The organism is Flavobacterium fontis (assembly GCF_900129405.1).
GTDB lineage: Bacteria > Bacteroidota > Bacteroidia > Flavobacteriales > Flavobacteriaceae > Flavobacterium > Flavobacterium fontis.
On the sequence record NZ_FQVQ01000006.1, the window covers coordinates 1 to 19,547 of the forward strand.

Annotated in this window: 15 protein-coding genes; 2 read left to right on the plus strand and 13 right to left on the minus strand. The window is 41.2% G+C overall.

What is annotated here, in order from left to right:
- Positions 1 to 269: 269 nt before the first annotated feature.
- A complete protein-coding gene (locus BUC17_RS06410; protein ID WP_073362725.1) occupies positions 270 to 635 on the plus strand; it encodes a hypothetical protein in 366 nt (121 codons plus the stop codon).
- A gap of 190 nt (positions 636 to 825) precedes the next feature.
- On the opposite strand, the gene BUC17_RS06415 is transcribed toward BUC17_RS06410, so the two are convergent.
- The 13 genes from BUC17_RS06415 to BUC17_RS06475 all read right to left on the minus strand — a co-directional run bounded on the left by BUC17_RS06415 (position 826) and on the right by BUC17_RS06475 (position 18,260).
- Positions 826 to 1,914, minus strand: coding sequence for a hypothetical protein (locus BUC17_RS06415; protein WP_073362727.1), 1,089 nt, complete (start codon positions 1,912 to 1,914; stop codon positions 826 to 828).
- 137 nt (positions 1,915 to 2,051) lie between these two features.
- Positions 2,052 to 2,852 (minus strand): hypothetical protein, encoded by an 801-nt coding sequence (locus tag BUC17_RS06420; protein ID WP_073362728.1) that lies wholly within the window; start codon positions 2,850 to 2,852, stop codon positions 2,052 to 2,054.
- Positions 2,853 to 3,026: 174 nt separating this feature from the next.
- Positions 3,027 to 3,518 (minus strand): hypothetical protein, encoded by a 492-nt coding sequence (locus BUC17_RS06425; RefSeq protein ID WP_073362730.1) that lies wholly within the window; start codon positions 3,516 to 3,518, stop codon positions 3,027 to 3,029.
- The gene (locus tag BUC17_RS06430; protein ID WP_073362732.1) at positions 3,515 to 4,474 is read right to left on the minus strand and encodes a hypothetical protein; all 960 of its coding nucleotides are present in this window, start codon (positions 4,472 to 4,474) and stop codon (positions 3,515 to 3,517) included. Before BUC17_RS06430 ends, BUC17_RS06425 begins: the two co-directional genes overlap by 4 nt.
- 404 nt (positions 4,475 to 4,878) lie before the next feature.
- Entirely contained in the window at positions 4,879 to 5,655 is a 777-nt protein-coding gene (locus BUC17_RS06435; RefSeq protein WP_073362733.1) for a hypothetical protein, read from the minus strand.
- A 266-nt stretch (positions 5,656 to 5,921) separates the two neighbouring features.
- Positions 5,922 to 7,169, minus strand: a complete 1,248-nt coding sequence (gene pepT, locus BUC17_RS06440) for a peptidase T (protein WP_073362735.1) — start codon at positions 7,167 to 7,169, stop codon at positions 5,922 to 5,924.
- Between the two features lie 117 nt (positions 7,170 to 7,286).
- Positions 7,287 to 10,628 (minus strand): preprotein translocase subunit SecA, encoded by a 3,342-nt coding sequence (secA, locus tag BUC17_RS06445; RefSeq protein WP_073362736.1) that lies wholly within the window; start codon positions 10,626 to 10,628, stop codon positions 7,287 to 7,289.
- Between the two features lie 100 nt (positions 10,629 to 10,728).
- A complete protein-coding gene (locus BUC17_RS06450) occupies positions 10,729 to 10,950 on the minus strand; it encodes a DUF2795 domain-containing protein (RefSeq protein WP_073362738.1) in 222 nt (73 codons plus the stop codon).
- A gap of 146 nt (positions 10,951 to 11,096) precedes the next feature.
- The gene (locus BUC17_RS06455) at positions 11,097 to 11,666 is read right to left on the minus strand and encodes a cob(I)yrinic acid a,c-diamide adenosyltransferase (RefSeq protein ID WP_073362739.1); all 570 of its coding nucleotides are present in this window, start codon (positions 11,664 to 11,666) and stop codon (positions 11,097 to 11,099) included.
- A 99-nt stretch (positions 11,667 to 11,765) separates the two neighbouring features.
- On the minus strand, positions 11,766 to 14,696 hold the full coding sequence (locus tag BUC17_RS06460) for a M16 family metallopeptidase (protein WP_073362741.1): 2,931 nt from the start codon (positions 14,694 to 14,696) through the stop codon (positions 11,766 to 11,768).
- A 40-nt stretch (positions 14,697 to 14,736) separates the two neighbouring features.
- Complete coding sequence (locus tag BUC17_RS06465) at positions 14,737 to 15,426, minus strand: ABC transporter ATP-binding protein (protein WP_073362743.1); 690 nt, start codon at positions 15,424 to 15,426, stop codon at positions 14,737 to 14,739.
- Positions 15,427 to 15,510: 84 nt separating this feature from the next.
- On the minus strand, positions 15,511 to 16,296 hold the full coding sequence (locus tag BUC17_RS06470; protein WP_073362744.1) for an O-methyltransferase: 786 nt from the start codon (positions 16,294 to 16,296) through the stop codon (positions 15,511 to 15,513).
- A gap of 98 nt (positions 16,297 to 16,394) precedes the next feature.
- Positions 16,395 to 18,260, minus strand: a complete 1,866-nt coding sequence (locus BUC17_RS06475; RefSeq protein ID WP_073362928.1) for an ABC-F family ATP-binding cassette domain-containing protein — start codon at positions 18,258 to 18,260, stop codon at positions 16,395 to 16,397.
- 112 nt (positions 18,261 to 18,372) lie between these two features.
- On the opposite strand from BUC17_RS06475, the gene BUC17_RS06480 reads away from it, so the two are divergent.
- A complete protein-coding gene (locus BUC17_RS06480) occupies positions 18,373 to 19,512 on the plus strand; it encodes a glycosyltransferase family 2 protein (protein WP_073362746.1) in 1,140 nt (379 codons plus the stop codon).
- Positions 19,513 to 19,547 lie beyond the last annotated feature (35 nt).

A 19,547-nucleotide genomic window follows, 5' to 3' on the forward strand; every position in this document is an offset into this window, starting at 1 on the left:
CGTAGTGACACTACTCAAAATGCGTACTATTACTACGTAAAAAGCGTAGTCACACTACGCATGATGCGTAGTCCTACTACTCAAAAAGCGTAGTCCTACTACGCAAGATGCGTACTCACACTACGTAAAAAGCGTAGTAATACCACGCAAGATGCGTAGTCGCACTACGCAAAAAGCGTACTCTCACTACGCATGATGCGTAGTAAACGATAGAAAGGGCGTTCCTTTCCGTGAAAGCCGAATTGTTATTCAATTAAAACCTTGCTTCTATGCCAAAATCGATCAAAAAATACCAGACCCTCCAAGACGACGATGTCCCACACGTAGGCCAACGCTTAAACCAACACGTAAAAACCCTCGGCATCAAAAAAGCCTTCATCCAACGGGCCTTAAACGTCAACCAAACCACGATTAGCCGCTACTTTCGGCAACACTCGATACAAGTCGCGATCCTGTGGCGGTTTAGCCGCGTTTTGAAATTTAACTTTTTTATGGCCCTGGGCGAACAACTCCAAATTCCCTACACCACCCAAGCCGAAAAAGAACTCCGCAACACCCTCCACCTCAAAAACCACGAAATCGAACTGCTTCAGGCGAAAGTTCACTACCTCGAATCCCTACTCAAAAAGACATAAAAAAAACCGGGGATGCCGGTTTTTTTGTTTTTATGTCACGGGAAGGGATTGAGTTAAGGGAATTTTATTTCGGGGGAGCGCACGGATTGCACCCGAGGCTTTAGCCGAACAGACGAAGTAAATCCGCGCGATCGGGTAGCGGGGCATAGCTGGTATGTTGCGCACGGATTGTAAATCCGCGCGATCGGGGTTAATTTTTTTCTACACTTTCGGGTAATTGCAATATTGCTTTTCCTTTCGCTTCAATGTAATCTATGTTATTTGCGGATTTTTGAATTGATTTAATTAGTTCTACATTACTCTCGTATTGTTCATCTTTATCTTCTGTTTTCGGTTTAGGCAATGGTTCTACACGTATTTCAACGCTAAAACCGTTGTCAATTCTATTCGCTAATTTATTTAAGGCAATATTCAATCCATTTTCAATTTCATTTTTTCTACCTTTTTCTTCATTATAATGTTCATCTATTATTTCTTTTGCAATTTTTTTAATTTCTGTTTCCATTAAACCGTTAGCATACTTTTCAACAGAAGCAGTTTCTTTGGCAGGAACACCTTTTTCTGCGAGTTGATTTCTTAACACTTTAATTTCTAAAATTTGCTTGTAATGATTTAATATTCTTTCTGTTGCTTTTGATACTGCATCCGCAACTTGCAAACCAAGTATTACATATAGAAGAAACTCGCTAGACGAAATGGTTTTAACTTTATGATCTTCAGTTTTTCCTGTGACAGCTTCAGTAAACATATTTAAAATAAAATTCAGTTCAGAAATTTCATTTTTTAATTCGACTAACTTGTTATCTATGTATTTTCTAGGAATAGTATAACCTAACTCACACGTTCCAGGCTCAAGTTCTTCTTTTTCAATATTTAGAGATTCAAGACCGCCGATTGTATTTGTAATTCCTGTTTGAATTTTAATAATTTCGTTAACTATTTTATCTATGTCTTCTAATGCTTTAGCTGGTGTAATTATATTAGATGCAAAAATACTATCTATTTCACTTTTTAATTCCTCACCAAAATTCATTTCATTAGTTATTTCTGCAATAGTTTCTTTGAACATTGGAGTGTACGAATTGTATTTAGAAGTATGAAGAGCTTTGTTTAATTCTTCTATACTTGCCACAAGGTTGGTTTGATAAGCTGGCTGATTTGGTTGATTTACTATGTTTTGTAAATTTTCTCTAACGGCTTGAAGATTTCCAAGTAAGTTTGTTTTCTGTAAGTCATTTTGAAAATCAAAAATAACTCTATGTAATCTTTCTACATTCATTTATATTTCGTTTTAAGGTTAATTCGAAAGAAGCTTGCTGGTAACGCCGCTACCGCGCGAATCCTTTCGCGTGGTAACAAATACTAATTATCAGGTAGTTTTAGAGCTACGAAGTCAGGAGACTTCGCAGAGCGGGTTTATTCAGGGGGGAGCGGGAGGGAGGTATGGTTGCTATCAACTATTTCCATTTGATCATTTCTGTAAAGATTCAATAAATATTTGATTTGTTCATTAATTACTTGAGATGTATTTTTCTTATTTAGATATTCCAGAAAATAGTTAAACTTTGAAAAGTATGTATATTTAAGAAGAGTATTTAATTCAGCTTTTGAAACATTATCTAAATCAGAATTCTCAATATCTATATGAAGATTGTGATAGGAAGTTATAATACTAAAAATATTTTGAATTATTGCATGATATGAGTCTTCAACTCTAAACTCTTTTTTTCCTGATGAATTATTTTCTTCTTTTTTTTTAAAGTATTCGATTAAATAAAGATTGATTGCCTGAATTCCTATGAAATTATATTTTTTAGAACTTTTATCTGTTAGTAAACTAATATCAGAAATTAAGCTACCGCCGTGAAAAGATATATTGAAAGAATTAATTTCATTTATAAGGAGCATTATTCTAGTTTTATAATTTGCAAATAAAAAGTCTTTATGCTGACTAACTTTCTGTTCTTTGAATTGATTTTTAATTTCATCATTAGCAATTTTTTGAATGTAAAATGCTAAGAAAGTTAAAAGAGCACCGACTATTCCAATTATAGGTCCTAATATACCGCCAATTGCATCTCCAATAACACCAAAATTTTGTGGTTTGTTATCATAAAATAGAAGTTGTGATAAAATTAATATTACACCAAATGCAACTAATATTATAAGAAAAAAGCTAGCTAATCGGGTTTCATTAATTACTTTCTTAGAATCCATTCAAATTATATTTTTAAGATAATTTTTTAAAATTTTCACTTGTGTTACAACGCTTTTCTGTTACTAGGAGTCAACTATGTTGGTACTTTTTTTACTTTAATGAATTTTTTTTAATGAAAGAAGTTCAATTCAAGAAAAACCAGCAATAGCGCGAAACCGCTTTTAACTGCAGTTTTAATTAGGCTTTTGAAGTTTCAGGACTTTACTAAGAATTAATAGACATCTCCATATAGTTAGTATAGTTATAATTAGTCCAAACATATTATAAAAGAAAAAGTATTTTCTATAACCACCCAATAAAAACAATTTTAAAAAAAAACCAAGCGCAGCAATTATAATGATTGACTTAATACAATTCTTTAGATGTTTAACAGTTTCATAATAAAAATCTGTATTGAAAAATTTATTAAATGTTGGTTCGTTTTCATCTTCGATTGTTTCTTTAGAGTTGTCTTTGAATGTTATAAGGACGGTTAATATTGTCAATATAAATCCGGCTAAGGTTAATGTAATATTTGTTAAATCACCAGTAAGGCTATATGAATCTTGAACATCAGGAATTGAAATTTTATTTTTGCTGTACAAAATTATTATAGTTACAGAACTTATAGAGGCAATTATGTAATCCCAAAATAGTGGTTTTCTAAAGTATACATCTAAGATCATAAATTTTCAATAAAATTATCAAATTCAGGTTTTATCAAATTATACCACTCTCTCGCAGCTTTTATCTGCTTAACATCAACATCAAGAACTATTTCTCTTTTACCGCTTAAAAGGTTGAAGAGTTCATCATTACCATCAATATCTTCATATTTGAACATAAATGATTTAAATGCATCAATATCTAATTTGTTTCCTTTGATTCTAGTTAATAAGTCTTTAATCATATTATTGGCACTAGTATTTAGCGCTTTACTTTGTAAACTGCCACCTGGTGATTGAAAATATGCCTCAATTCTTAAAAATTTCGGATTTAAAATATTACTTAAATTTCTCATTCCAGAGAAATACTTATTATGGACATCTTGGGTGAGTTTATTCAAATCTTGAGGAGCAATTTTTATATCGATATTTAGAACATTTTTTAGTTTAGCTAATGTTTCATCAATCGGAGCATCAAGATATGCGCTAACTTCCGTTGCCTTGCTCTCTTTTAAAACTTTATGAGCAACGTTTCTAAAATAGTATTCTATGTCCGAAATTCTTGGTCCATGATGATTATATTCACAACAAATTATAACAGAGTTTTTGCTGTAATCTATAAAGAAATGTGTTTCCTCTGCAATACTACCTTTAATTGTGTCTGATATAGGGATTAACTTGTACTCTTCCTTCGGCTTTATTAATGGCACTTTTCCATTTCTAAGCAACGCTAATGAACAGCGGATTCTTTTTTCCATATGCATAATTACAGCTCTATTCATAAAGATTTCTCGCTGACTGCCTTGTCTAGATTCATGTCTGTCAATCAAATGTCCTTGATTTTCTTTCATCAACTTATTAGAGATATAAGTAATAATGTTGAACGTTATATCTTTACTGTTGAGACGAACTCCTTTCAAAGGTGTAAACTTTAATGAAAAGAATTGATATTTAATTTCAGTAGTATTTTCAATCATAATTGTGGTCGTGTATTAAAATTGCAGTTAACGTATTACTAAGTACTTCAACTCCTCTCTCATCCCCCCAAAATAAAAAAATCCTCACTCCCTGCACTTAGGGTTTTTCCCTGTTTTTTGAGGTATTTTTCCCCAGCGTTGGGGGTGTTTTTCCGGAGGGCTTGAAATTCAAGGGGTTCCGCAGGGAGTGGTGGTACAGCAAGTAGCTATAAAAACGGCGCTGGGGGGCGCCGTTTTGCTTATTTGTGAAATTATTCTTACTGTTGTAAGGGGATTAAAGACCACGCGAAAGGATTGACTTTGTTGAATTTATTTTTTTGGGGGGAGCGGGGGACTATGAAGCACTTGCTTTAATTTTAACACTAAACCCGCCATTACGCCAAACCGCTGTTAGCTGCTGTTTTTTAGAATATTCCAAGGCTTGTATTTATCCCGATTCCAAACCATGGTCTATTTTGGTAACTCCACTCTTTTGAATTCTCACCAAAATTATTGTCAAACCCAAGCGACAGAACTAATCCAAAATTGTTTCTAGCAAAAATTGAGTTTATACCATAAGTAAATGCTGCATTCGTTCTGTCTGTTGTCCAAGTTGTTGGGCTTTTTACTGTACTTTTTTTCAAGTCTACTGATGACAAACCAATAAACGGTCCAACTGTAATAGAAAAATTATTTATTGCCCTTGGACTAATTGTTGACCAGCCGAATGTTCTTCCATAGTTAATTGTCACGCCTAAACTTGTTGAGATGGTTGAAAAGGATGCTTCAGTTTTTGGTCTATATCGAAATGGTGTCGCACCAACTCCCCAAGTCCAAGCACGAAATGGAACAACAATGTAATTAGTTGGGTCGCCTACTTTGTTTCTTGGAGTCAAATCAATTTCAAACCGTCCAAGTTCAGTGTTGTTTGATATGCAATTAGCCTGACTAGAATATTTGTCGTCTGTAATTGACCAAAAGTCTATCACGGGAACTCCTTTGTCGAGTGTAATAATACCTTTTAGATATTTGCCACAAACTGAAATATCTTTCGATGCTCCACTTTTATCTCTATAAATGAGTTTTAAGTAGCCGCTATCAATGTCTTCCTTTTTTATTTTATGATAAAAATTAGACCTATTCTGTGCAAAAGTTGTTGTCAAAAAAGTGAAAACAAAAAGTAGTAGTAATGTTGGTTTCATATTTCTTTGTTTTTGGTTGTTCTGTTTTTTAAAATATATGCTAACGTCTTGCTTAGTACTTCAAATCTCTATTCAACCTAAATTAAAAATACTATGCGACCCGCCCTCAGGGTTTTTACCTGTTTTCCAAAGTATTTTCCCCCTCTTTTTCCGGTATTTTTCCTGAGGGGTAGAAAACGCAAGGGTTTGCAAGGGTTTGATAATTAGCGGTATAGCCAAAAAAAAGGAGCCCGAAGGCTCCTAGTGTCTTAAAGGTAAAGGTATTCTTACTGGAATTTCGTCGTGGCCGTCAACTCCGCAATCTTTACAATCACGTCTACCGCTTTTTGCATGCTTTCAACGGGTACGTATTCGTATTTGCCATGAAAGTTATGGCCGCCTGCAAAAATATTGGGGCAGGGGAGTCCCATGTACGACAAACGCGATCCGTCCGTGCCGCCCCGTATGGGTTTGATCAAGGGTTCGATCCCCAATTCGCGCATCGCCTGTTCCGCCAAGTCCACAATAAAGTACATCGGCTCGACTTTCTCCCGCATGTTGTAGTACTGGTCTTTTACCTCGGCGATACAAATGTCCTCGCCAAACTGTGCCGCAAAACGCGCGTTAATGTCGGCCGAAATCTGGAGCACCAAGGCCTTTCGGGCTTCAAACTTCGCCCGGTCGTGGTCGCGGATAATGAGTTCCAAATGGGTTTCTTCCAAACTGCCGTTCAAGCCCGTCACATGGAAAAAGCCTTCATACCCTTCGGTCTCCTGCGGAATTTCGTGTTTCGGTAAGGCATTGATAAAATCGTTGGCAATCAACATCGAGTTAATCATTTTCCCCTTGGCATAACCCGGGTGTACGCTTTTTCCTTTGAAGGTAATTTTCGCGCCCGCCGCATTGAAGTTCTCGTACTCCAATTCGCCCAACTGACTCCCGTCCATGGTATAGGCCCATTGTGCGCCAAATTGTTCTACATCAAAAAAGTCAGCTCCACGGCCAATCTCTTCATCCGGCGTAAAGCCCACGCGAATTTTCCCGTGTTTGATTTCGGGGTGTTGCACCAAGTATTCCATCGCCGAGACGATTTCGGTTAACCCCGCTTTGTCGTCGGCACCCAATAAGGTGAGTCCGTTGGTGGTAATCAAGGTTTGCCCTTTGTACAACAACAAATCCTCAAAATACGAAGGCGAGAGCACAATATTCTTTTCAGCATTGAGCACGATGTCGCCGCCGTCGTAATTGCGCACAATTTGTGGCGAAACGCCTTTTCCGGTAAAATCGGGCGAGGTATCGTAATGCGACACAAACCCAATAGTAGGGACCTCATGGTCCACATTGGAAGGAAGGGTTCCCATCACATAGCCTTTTTCGTCGATGGTGACTTCGGTGAGTCCGATGGCTTGTAATTCGTGTACCAGTAAGTTGGCCAAGTCCAATTGTTTGGCGGTACTGGGTGTGGTCGGCGAATGGGCATCCGACTCGGTATCGATGGTGACGTAGCTGATAAAGCGGTCAATAAGATGTTGCATAGGTGCGGTTTTAGTGCCACAAATATAGCAAATCGGTGAGGAGCTGTGGTGCGTTTTCCCCAAAAAAAATCCCCGAATCATACGACTCAGGGAGGTTTTTTTAGCAGCGTTTGGGTTTTATTCTTGCACCAAAACCCATTCGCCCGTGGCCAACATCGACTCGGCTTTTTTGTACTTCATCGATTCGGTTTTGCCACTCAAAATATGTTTAATCGTCACGGTATCGTTGCGATTGATTTTGGGCGTTTCCCGCACAATAGTTTCGGTGCGTTGTGGCATTTCTTGTGCCGCTTGATTGGACTCAGCCACCTCGTTTTCATTGCGCGATTCAGTGTACTGTTCCCGTGGGCGAGTTTCTTGACGCGCTTCGTGTATGTTTTGTGCCGCCTGTTGTTGGGGCAAATCACCTTTAAACAAGAACGAAATTACTTCTTTATTCACGGCATTCAACATGTTTTTGAACAAGTTGTAGGCTTCGAGTTTGTAGATCAACAACGGATCTTTTTGCTCGTGAACAGCCAACTGTACCGAAGTTTTCAACTCGTCCATTTTGCGTAAGTGCTTTTTCCAAGCCTCGTCCACAATGGCCAGCGTGATATTTTTTTCAAAATCAGCAATCAACTGCGCGCCTTGGGTTTCATAGGCTTTCTTCAAGTCGGTCACCACATTCAACGATTTGATGCCATCGGTAAACGGCACGATGATGCGTTCAAATTGGTTGCCCGGATTCTCATACACGTTGGCGATAATCGGAAACGCTTCCCGCGCCGAGCGTTCGCATTTCTCGTTGTAGTATTGGTAAGCCGCTTTGTAGAGACGGCCTGTAATTTCCATCGGATTGCCTTTCTCAAACTCACTCGCCGTAATTGGAGAGGTGATCGAGAAATAACGGATGACTTCAAACTCAAAGTTTTTGAAATCATTGACGGCTTTGTTCTCGCCTACGATGTTTTCGCAGGTGTCATACAACATGTTGACAATATCGAGTTTCAAACGCTCTCCATGCAAGGCATGACGACGGCGTTTGTACACCACTTCCCGTTGGGCATTCATCACGTCATCGTATTCCAACAAACGTTTACGAACCCCAAAGTTATTTTCTTCAACTTTTTTCTGTGCGCGTTCAATCGACTTGGTCATCATCGAGTGCTGAATTACTTCGCCCTCTTTCAAGCCCATGCGGTCCATGATTTTGGCCACACGCTCAGAACCAAACAAACGCATTAAGTTATCTTCAAGCGAAACATAAAACTGCGAACTTCCTGGATCTCCTTGACGTCCTGAACGACCGCGCAACTGACGGTCCACACGACGGGAATCGTGACGTTCGGTACCAATGATGGCCAATCCTCCTGCGGCTTTCACTTCGGGCGTGAGCTTGATGTCGGTACCACGACCGGCCATGTTGGTGGCAATGGTTACCACACCGGCTTTCCCAGCTTCCGCAACGATGTCGGCTTCTTTTTTATGCAATTTCGCGTTCAATACGTTGTGCGGTATATTGCGAATTTTCAACATACGACTCAACAATTCTGAGATTTCCACCGAAGTCGTACCAATCAATACCGGGCGACCTGCTTGGGAGATTTGCACCACATCTTCGATAATGGCATTGTATTTTTCACGTACCGAGCGGTAAATCAAATCGTCTTTATCGATACGGGAGATGCCGCGGTTGGTTGGAATTTCAACCACATCCAACTTGTAAATTTCCCAGAATTCCCCAGCTTCGGTCACTGCTGTACCCGTCATCCCCGCCAACTTGTTGTACATACGGAAATAGTTTTGCAGCGTGATGGTGGCAAAGGTTTGGGTGGCGGCTTCGATGGTTACATTTTCTTTGGCTTCGATGGCTTGGTGTAACCCATCGGAGTAACGACGACCGTCCATGATACGCCCGGTTTGCTCATCGACAATCAAAATCTTGTTGTCCATGATAACGTATTCCACGTCTTTTTCAAACAAGGTATAGGCTTTGAGCAATTGCGTAAGGGTGTGAATCCGTTCGCTTTTCACCCCAAAATCTTGGAACAAACGTTCGCGGGCTTCTGCTTCTTGATCTTTGTCCAAGTTCATTTTCTCGATGGCGGCAATTTCAGTACCGATATCGGGCAAAACGAAAAAGTCGTCGGCGGTATCTTGCGAAAGGTATTTGATACCGTTGTCGGTCAATTCTACCTGGTTATTTTTTTCATCAATCACAAAATACAAGGCTTCATCCACTTTGTGCATGTCGCGGTTGTTGTCTTGCATGTATTGATTTTCGGTTTTTTGCAACAGTTGTTTTACCCCTTCTTCGCTCAAAAATTTGATCAACGCTTTGTTTTTGGGTAACGAACGGTAGGCGCGTAACAATTGGAAACCTCCGTCTTTGGTGTTGCCTTCTTTGATTAAGCGTTTGGCTTCGGCGAGGAATCCGTTGGCCAACTGCCGTTGTAAATTGTATAAGTTTTCAATTTTGGGTTTTAATTCCGTAAACTCATGACGATCGCCATCGGGTACGGGTCCAGAGATGATCAAAGGCGTACGGGCGTCGTCAATCAATACCGAGTCAACCTCATCGACAATCGCATAATTGTGTTTGCGTTGTACCAAGTCGTCGGGCGAGTGGGCCATGTTATCGCGGAGGTAGTCAAAACCAAATTCGTTGTTGGTACCATAGGTAATATCGGCTTCATAGGCTTTACGGCGCGCGGCGGTATTGGGCGAATGGTTATCGATACAATCCACTGTCAAACCGTGGAATTCAAACAATGGGGCTTTCCAGGTGCTGTCGCGTTTCGCCAAATAATCGTTGACGGTAACGAGGTGCACTCCGTTTCCTGTTAGCGCATTTAGGTAAAGCGGAAGGGTAGCCACTAAGGTTTTTCCTTCTCCCGTTTGCATTTCCGAGATTTTCCCTTGGTGCAAAACGATACCCCCAATAAGCTGCACATCGTAGTGGATCATGTCCCAAGTAATTTCTTTCCCGGCAGCATTCCACGAGTTGGCCCAAACGGCATCCTCGCCCTCAAGGGTGATGTATCCTTTGGTGGCAGCCAATTCTCGGTCTAAAGGGGTAGCGGTAACGCGTAAAGACGTATTTTCTTTAAAGCGTTTAGCCGTTTCTTTCACTACAGCAAAGGCTTCGGGTAGAATTTCGTTGAGTGTTTTTTCAGAGGCTTCGTAGGCTTCTTTTTCGAGGGCGTCGATTTGGTTGTACAATTCTTCGCGGGCATCGATATCTTGCGTAGCTTCTGATTCAGCTTTTAAGCGCACAATATCGGCATCAAATTTAGCGCGAGAAGCTTTGATTTTTGCTTTGAATTCGGTGGTTTTCGCCCGCAATTCATCGTGACTCAAACCGGTCAGCGACCCTTCTAAGGCTTTGATTTTGTTGACCAGCGGTTGGATGGCTTTGATATCCTTTTCGGATTTATCGCCGACAAAAATTTTAAGTATACTATTGATGATACTCATGGGAAATTCAGTTTAATATTAGCCCTTACAGGGTGTGCAAATTTACATAAAAAAAAAGCCCCAAAAGAGACTTTTTTTTCAGTTGTGATAGGTTTATTTTTTAGTATTCGTCCTCATTCCACAGATAATCTTCGTCTGTGGGATAATCCGGCCAAATTTCTTCCATCGACTCATAGATTTCTCCTTCATCTTCAATGGATTGAAGGTTTTCAACCACTTCCAAAGGAGCTCCGGTTCTGATGGCAAAATCGATTAATTCATCTTTAGTAGCAGGCCACGGGGCATCACTTAAATACGATGCTAATTCTAATGTCCAATACATCTTCTTCCGATTTTTAAATTACTGCAAAAATAAATTTTTAACTGAGAAAGTCAAGTAAAAATTGATTTATTTTAAGTTTAAAGTTAAGAACGTTTTTTCTTTCGAGAAATCGCTCATTTTTTCTGCGAAAATGGCAACTCAAAAGCTTACTTCCTCGGAATCCATGGGGTTTCCGTGGCGTTTAAGTCTTGGGTCAACTTCCGTGCCAAGACGAAAAGGAAGTCAGAAAGTCGGTTTAAATAGGTAATCACCAACGGTTCTGTGGGTTCGATGTCATTCAAATGCACCGCCAAACGCTCGGCTCTACGGCACACGCAGCGGGCAATATGACAATATGACACGGTGGGATGACCGCCTGGCAATACAAAGTGGGTCATGGGTGGCAGTTCGGCATCCATTTTATCCATTTCGGTTTCCAAATAGGTAACATCGGCTTCGGTGATGCCAAGGTTTTGCAACCGTTTTTCGCCGTTTTTCAATACGGTTTTCTCGGGGGGTGTGGCCAATATGGCGCCTACCGTAAACAACCGGTCTTGCACTTCGACCAATAGCGCTTGGTACAACGGGTTGATGGCTTGGTCGCGCAACAAACCGATGTAGCTATTGAGTTCGTCTACCGTGCCGTAGCTTTCAATGCGAATGTGGTGTTTGGGCACGCGATCGCCGCCAAAGAGGGAAGTGGTTCCGGCGTCACCGGTTTTTGTATATACTTTCATATAGCTTTGCTCTAGGAGTTCAAAAATAGAAAAACCCTTTGGATAATAACGCAGAAAGCAGCCTTTTTAGACTGCTTTCTGTAAATTATCGAGGAACGATTAGTATCCAAAAAGTTCTTCCAAGCTCAGTTTTTTAAATTGTCCTAGTTTGGAAAGGGTTTCGGGACTCAAGCGTTTTTCTGAACCTAAAATCACATAAGTGTAGGGTTTGTGGGCCAAATGCGAATCGTGGTAGGCTCTGATGTCCTTCATGGTGATTTGATCCACTTGGTTGTACACTTGTTGGCGCAGGTCTTGCGAAACGCCCAATTCTTTGGCATTCAAATACGTGTACAAAATGCCGTCTTGGGTGATGCGTTCGGTTTGAATGTCTTTTTTGATTTGCATTTTGGCCAGTTCCAAATTGTCATTCAATTCGGGCATCGTCGTTAGCAAGGCATTCATGGCCACTACGGCTTCTTCAAACTTATCCGCCTGACTGCCAACGTAGGCCAACAGTTGGTACTGATCCTCTGCTTTTTGAGGTTCGACAGTATATCCATAGGTGCTGTAAGCCAGTGCTTTACTCTCGCGAATGGTTTGGAAAACAAGCGAACTCATACCGCCTCCAAAATAGTTGTTGAAGGCCGCAATGATGGTTTTTTGATTCGGATCAAAACGCTCCAAATTACGCACCCAACGGGTTTCGGCTTGTACCATGTCGTAATCGGTAAACAAAACTTGGTTGCTGTTTTGTTCGGTTCGCACAAAGGTTTTAGCCGGAGCAGGCGTGAGGGTAGTCGCAGGAATGGGGTGTAATTTTTTGAGCGATGCCGTCAATACGTTCAGCGGTTGAGGTCCGTAGTACAAAATGGTTTGCCCGCATTGGGTTACATTTTTGATTTTATCGATAAGCTGTTTTGCCGTGAGCGCTTCCAACGTTGCATTGCTGTAAGTATTGTTGAATTTATTGTTGGCTCCATAGGTGGCATAACTCGTTAACGCTTGTAGAATGGCCCCTTTGTTGGCTTTGGCATCTTTACGCGACTTGGCAATTCGGGCTTTCATCGCTTGCAAAGCAGTTTCATTAGGTTGCATATTGGCCATCACATCTTCATACAATTTGACGGCGGCTTCAAAGTTTTCTTGCAATCCTTCAATGGTTACGGTCGTATAATTTTCGCCAGTGGAAACATTAAAACTACAGGCGATTTTGTAAAACGCTTTGGTGATTTGCTCGGCGGTTTGTGTATTCGTTCCGAGGAATTGAACATATTGTGCTGCTAGACCCAAGGTATTGTCGTTAAGGGTCCCGATGTTGTAACGGTAACGCAAACGGAACAACGAATTGTCTTTGTTGGGAACATACAACACTTCGGCATTGCCTATTTTGGCTTTTTGAATGTCTTTGTCAAAATTTAAAAATACAGGCGTAGCGGGCGTTGCAGGCATGTCGTTTACCATTTTCACAAAAGCCGATTGCTTATCGGGGTTGGTCGCAACGGGTGTGATTTGCGGTTTTTCAATTTTCGACGATTGAGGTGCATCTCCTTTACGTTTGAAAACGCATACATAATTGTTGCCCAAGTATTTGTTGGCAAAAGCAATGAGGTCGGCTTTTTTGATTTTCGACAGATTGTTTACATAAGCGACCTGATCTTTCCAATCCAATTCAGAGGTAAAAGCATCCATCAAGGCACTTGCGCGATCGCCATAACTCTCAGATTCATTGATTTTGCTTTTCTTGATATTGTTGATGATGGAAACAATCAATTCTTCATCAAAATTTCCTTTTTTCAAGTTTTCAATTTCACCCAATACCAATGCTTTCACTTCTTCAAGCGATTGGCCGCTGGTAGGGGAAGCCGAGAAGTATAACACTCCATGATCGATAAGGGCATACGTAAACGCATTGGCACGCAGCAATTTTTGCTTTTTCACCAAATTCAAATCCAATAATCCCGCACGACCATTGGTCAACACTTGTCCCACCAAATCTGCCAACAAAGCATCTTTATCTTTGTTGCCAGGTAAGCGGAAGCCGATGGTCAAACTCTCGGCGTCGGGGCCAACGATTTCTTTTTCAACTGGAGCAGCAATCGGATCTTCGGGAGCGAAGGTGTATTTTTTTACAGGTTTGGATTGCATATAGCCAAACATACGGTCGATAGTGGCAATTACCGTATCGGGATTAAAATCGCCCGAAAGGATAATGCCCATATTGTTGGGAACATAGTAGGTGTTGAAGTACTTGCGAATTTCAACCAACGACGGATTTTTCAAGTGCTCTACGGTTCCAATGGTAGTTTGCAATCCGTAATTATGTTTTTGAAATAAGGTCGCAAATAAGGTTTCAAATACCTTACGTCCGTCGTTGTCTAGCGAGCGGTTTTTCTCCTCATAAACGGCTTCCAATTCGGTATGAAAGATGCGCAAAATCGGGTTGCGAAAACGCTCAGCTTGCACGGTAAGGTATTTGTCGATAGCACTGGCGGGCACATCGTCGGTGTAAACGGTTTGTTCAAAAGAAGTAAACGCATTGGTTCCTTGCGCCCCCATTGCAGTCATCATTTTGTCGTATTCGTTGGCAATGGCATAGGTACTGGCAACGCCTGAAATCGAGTCGATTTTTCGGTAAATGATTTTGCGTTGGGCTTCGTCTTTTGTGGTGTTGTATTGTTCGTAGAGCGCATCAATTTTGTCGAGTTCCACTTTTTCTTTGGCCCAATCCAAACTACCATATTTGTCGGTGCCTTTAAACAACATGTGTTCCAAATAGTGCGCGAGTCCTGTATTGGTTGCGGGGTCGGTTTTGCTTCCGGCTTTCACCGCCACATAGGCTTGAATGCGTGGGTCTTTGGGCGTTGGACTCAAAATAACGGTCAACCCATTTTTTAAGGTATAAAACCGCGCTTTCATCGGGTCATTGGTGACATACTTGTAGCGATAGCCAGCAGCTTCGGCTTCTTTCCATTGGTGGTCGGTTTGTTGTGCTTGGGTTTGGTAAACCGCGGAGACGACAAAGAATAAAAACAAAATTGATTTTTTCATGGATGTAAATTTGATGTGTAAAGGTATAAAAAAACCCAACTTATCGGTTGGGTGTATCACTTTCGATGATGCCGTCTCTCAAACGGATAATACGGTGCGCATATTGTGCAATGTCTTCTTCGTGGGTGACCAAAATCACGGTATTGCCGTTGGAATGAATTTCATCAAACAGCTTCATTATTTCAACCGAGGTTTTACTGTCTAAGTTTCCCGTAGGTTCGTCGGCCAAAATGATCGAAGGCTTGTTGACCAAAGCGCGCGCTACGGCTACCCGTTGGCGTTGTCCCCCCGAAAGTTGGTTGGGTTGGTGGTCCATTCGATCGGCGAGTCCCACTTGCGTCAACACTTCTTTGGCGCGGGCATGGCGATCGGTTTTATTGTATCCGGCATAGACCATGGGTAAGGCTACATTATCAAGCGCGGTGGTTCGGGGTAAAAGGTTAAACGTTTGAAAAACAAAACCGATTTCTTTGTTGCGCACTTCAGCCAAATCGTCGTCGTGCATTTGCGAAACGTCTTTTCCGTTGAGAATATAGGTGCCTGAAGTGGGGGTGTCTAAACAGCCTAGGATATTCATCAAAGTCGATTTTCCCGATCCCGAAGGTCCCATTAAAGCCACGTATTCTCCTTTATTGATTTGGAGGTCAATACCTTTGAGTACATTAATGGTTTCACTTCCCAATTGGAAATCGCGTTTGATGTCGGTGATGTTAATGAGTGATTCAGCCATAAGGGTATAATTCAGCTTGCGGCAAAAAAGCCTGTCCTCTTATAAGTAAGCTGCTTTGTAAAAATGTTACAGCGGTACGAAAATTTAAACCCTTAGGGTAAAATGTTCTTTGGCCAAGCGTTGTTCGTTGCGAAAAAAAACGAGACCCCATTGAAAGGTATCGAGACTTACGGTAACGTTGGGATGATTTTTGATGTTTTCCCAAGCCTCCTCCATGTCTTTTGACCAATGAATATCGTCAAAAATCCACACGGAATCGTTAGTGGCAGTAGGTACTAATTGTTCGAAATACGTTAAAGTGGCGGCTTTCGAATGATTGCCATCAAAATAGATGAGGTCAAAAGAGGACGTTGTTTGAAGGTTGGATAAGGCTTCCGAAAATTCGGTGGTGATGAATTCAATCGAACGCGTGGTGGGTTGCCATTTTTGCAGTTCCGATTGGGCGACGGTATGCGTGTTGCGACATCCTTCGAGGGTAGTAATCTTTGCCTTCGGATTTCCCAAATGCAGGGCTGCAGTCGCTAATCCCAGCGAGGTGCCAATTTCTAGCATGGATTGGGGTTGAAAATACTGCACGAGTCGAAATAACAATTGCGCTCTTTTGGGCGAAATTCCTGCGTTTTTCGCGATGGCATTAATGGCTCGGGTATTGGATGTGAACACGCGCGAACCCGCACCGAAGTCGGTTACTTCTATGGTGTTGGAGTTTGCTAAAAGTTGGGTTCGGTAGCTAGCGAGCTTTTCATACGCCGGGTATTTTTTTTTATCGTAAAAACATTGGGTCACCAAATCAAATACAAACGGCGAATGGACTCCATGTTCGTTTTTGGAGTGCCATAAGAAATGGATGTACGCTAAAATTTGGTTCATAGGTTTTCGACTGCTTTCTTCAATTACTGTACACTGATCACTTTAAACTGCGGCTGCCCACTGTGACTGCCCACTGATCACTGATCACTGCATACTGCTCAAGACTCCATCTTCGCCGACAATTCAAACCAGCGTTCTTCTTTCTCTTCCAAGGATTTGATGATTTTTTGCAATTCCAAAGCCTTGGTTTCAATGGCATCGGGGGCTAATGTACCAGCGGTGAACTGTTGTTCAATTTGTTTTTTTTCGTATTCCAAGTCTTTGATTTCGCGTTCTATTTTCTGGAATTCTTTTTGTTCGTAGAAGGAAAGTCCTTGTTTGACCTGCTTTTCTTTCCAGTTTTTGGCCGTGTTACCGTCTGTTTTTTCCTCTTTCTCAGGCGCAGTACTGTCTTCATAGGCCCGGAAATCAGAATAGTTGCCCGGAAAATCTTCAATTTCTCCTTGCCCTCGGAAAACAAAAAGGTGGTCGACAATTTTGTCCATGAAATAGCGGTCGTGGGAAACGACCAATAGACAGCCAGGGTAATCCAACAAGAAATTTTCCAACACATTCAAGGTCACAATATCCAAGTCGTTGGTAGGCTCGTCGAGAATCAAAAAGTTTGGGTTCTGAATCAACACGGTACACAAATACAAGCGCTTCAATTCGCCTCCACTCAATTTTTCGACATAATCATGTTGCTTTTTGCGATCAAACAAAAAACGCTCGAGTAAACCGCCTGCAGAGATGGTGCGTCCTTTGGTCAGCAGAATGTATTCGCCGTATTCTTTAATGATATCGATGACCTTTTGCTCGGGTTTGGGGTTGATGCCACTTTGGGTGTAATAGCCAATTTTAATGGTGTCGCCGATAACCACTTTTCCTGCATCGGGTTGTAATGTTTGGGTAAGAATATTGAGAAAGGTCGATTTTCCCGTACCATTTTTACCAATAATTCCGATGCGTTCGCCCCGATTGAAGGTATAATCAAAGCCGTCGAGAATGACTTTATCTTGGAATTTTTTGGAGACTTTATGCAGTTCGACTACTTTGCTGCCCATGCGCTCCATATTGATTTCCAGTTCTATCACATGTTCTTTCCGTCGGGAATGCGCTTTTTCTTTGATGACATAAAAGTCGTCGATACGCGATTTGGACTTGGTCGTCCGGGCTTTGGGTTGGCGACGCATCCAATCCAATTCTTTCACAAAAAGGTTTTTTGCTTTTTCAACTGAAGCATTCTCACTAGCGATGCGCTCTTCTTTTTTCTGCAAATAATAGGAGTAATTTCCTTTGTATTGGTAGAGTTTGCCGTTGTCGAGTTCGATGATTTCATTGCACACGCGTTCCAAGAAAAAGCGGTCGTGCGTCACCATAAACAAGGTCATGTTTTCTTTAGCGAAATAATTTTCCAACCATTCAATCATCTCTAGGTCGAGGTGGTTTGTGGGTTCGTCCAAAATCAATAAATCGGGACGGTTGATGAGAATTATCGCGAGGGCTAAGCGCTTTTTTTGACCTCCCGACAAACTTTTCACTTTGAGTTTTAGATCATCGAGTTTGAGTTTGAACAAAATCTGTTTGTATTGCGTTTCAAAATCCCACGCATTATGCCGTTCCATGTTTTCAAAAGCTTTTTGATAGGCTTCTTCGTCCTCGGGATTTTCTAGTGCTTTTTCGTATTGTTCGATAATTTTCAGGGTATCATTATCACTGGCAAAAATGCTTTCCTCGATGGTGAGCTCGGGTTGCAATTGCGGTTCTTGAGCCAAAAAAGCCATTTTGATGTCCTTACGCATTACGATTTGCCCTGTATCGGGGGTGTCTTCGCCGTTAATCATTTTGAGCAAGGAGGTTTTTCCTGTACCGTTTTTGGCTACAAAAGCAATTTTTTGGTCCTTGTTAATGCCAAACGATAGGTTTTCAAAAAGGGTGCGTTCTCCGTAGGATTTGGCGATATTTTCAACCGATAAATAATTCAAAATTGAGGGAATTTTAAGTTCTGATTTCAACGAACAAAAGTAACGGATTCAGGGGCAATCACCAATTTTATTTCCACGTCAATTAATAATAGGCAATTCCTATCTTTGTGCCATGCAACTCTCGGTCGTTATATTGAATTACAACGTTAGATACTTTTTGGAGCAATGTTTATACAGTGTTCAAAAAGCAATTGCACCGTTGGAGGCCGAAATTATTGTGGTGGACAATGCCTCTTCCGATGCCAGTTGCGCGATGGTTCGAGAACGTTTTCCCGAAGTCAAGTTGATTGCCAATACAGAGAATTACGGTTTTCCAAAAGGGAACAACCAGGGCGTTGCTGCGGCAAAAGGGGAATACATTTGTATTTTAAATCCCGATACCGTGGTGGCTGAAGATACCTTTACCAAAATTTTTTCGCATTTGGCGACACATCCCGAGTTGAAAGCAAATTTGGGCATTTTGGGATGCAAGTTGATCGACGGCACGGGCCATTTTTTACCCGAAAGCAAACGCGGCATTCCTACGCCATGGGTGGCTTTTACCAAGATTTTTGGCTTGTACAAAGTGTTTCCAAAATCAGCGCGATTTACACGGTATTATGCCGAGCATCTCACTGAAAATCAATCGGGAGCGGTCGATATTCTGGTCGGTGCTTTTATGGTGATGCCACGGGAGGTGTATCTCGAGTTGGGCGGCTTTGATGAAAACTGTTTTATGTATTCCGATGATATTGATTTGAGTTATATGAGTTTAAAGTCGGGACGAACAAATTATTACTTCGCAGCGACTACAGTGGTTCACTACAAAGGCGAGAGTACAGTGCGCGATGGCCTGTATATGAAGCGTTTTCGGGAGGCCATGCAGTTTTTTTACCAAAAGCATTTTCGTCGTTCCCTTATTTTTGACGGCATGATGTATGGAGGGAGTTTTCTTTTTTCGTTGTTCAAAAGTAGGCAACAAAAGAAGCGCACGCTTCCTTTTCAAGCGATTGTTGTTTTTACCAAACACCAGTTGCAACTCCCATCGGTTTTCCCTGTGACTTATTTGAATACGTTGCATGATTTTCCCTCGCAGAAGTACAAGGCTGTTCGCATCATTTTTGACACCCGGTCGTTCTCCTTTGAGGAAATTATAGCATTTATGCAACAGTTCAAGGGTTCAAGCGGTAGCTTTCGCAACTATATGCCCCATTATGAGGGTTTGATAGGAAGTGATCACGCAAACGATGTAGGTGGGGTAGAATTTTTGTGAAATTTTACACAATGAACTGTAAAGACACGTAAGAA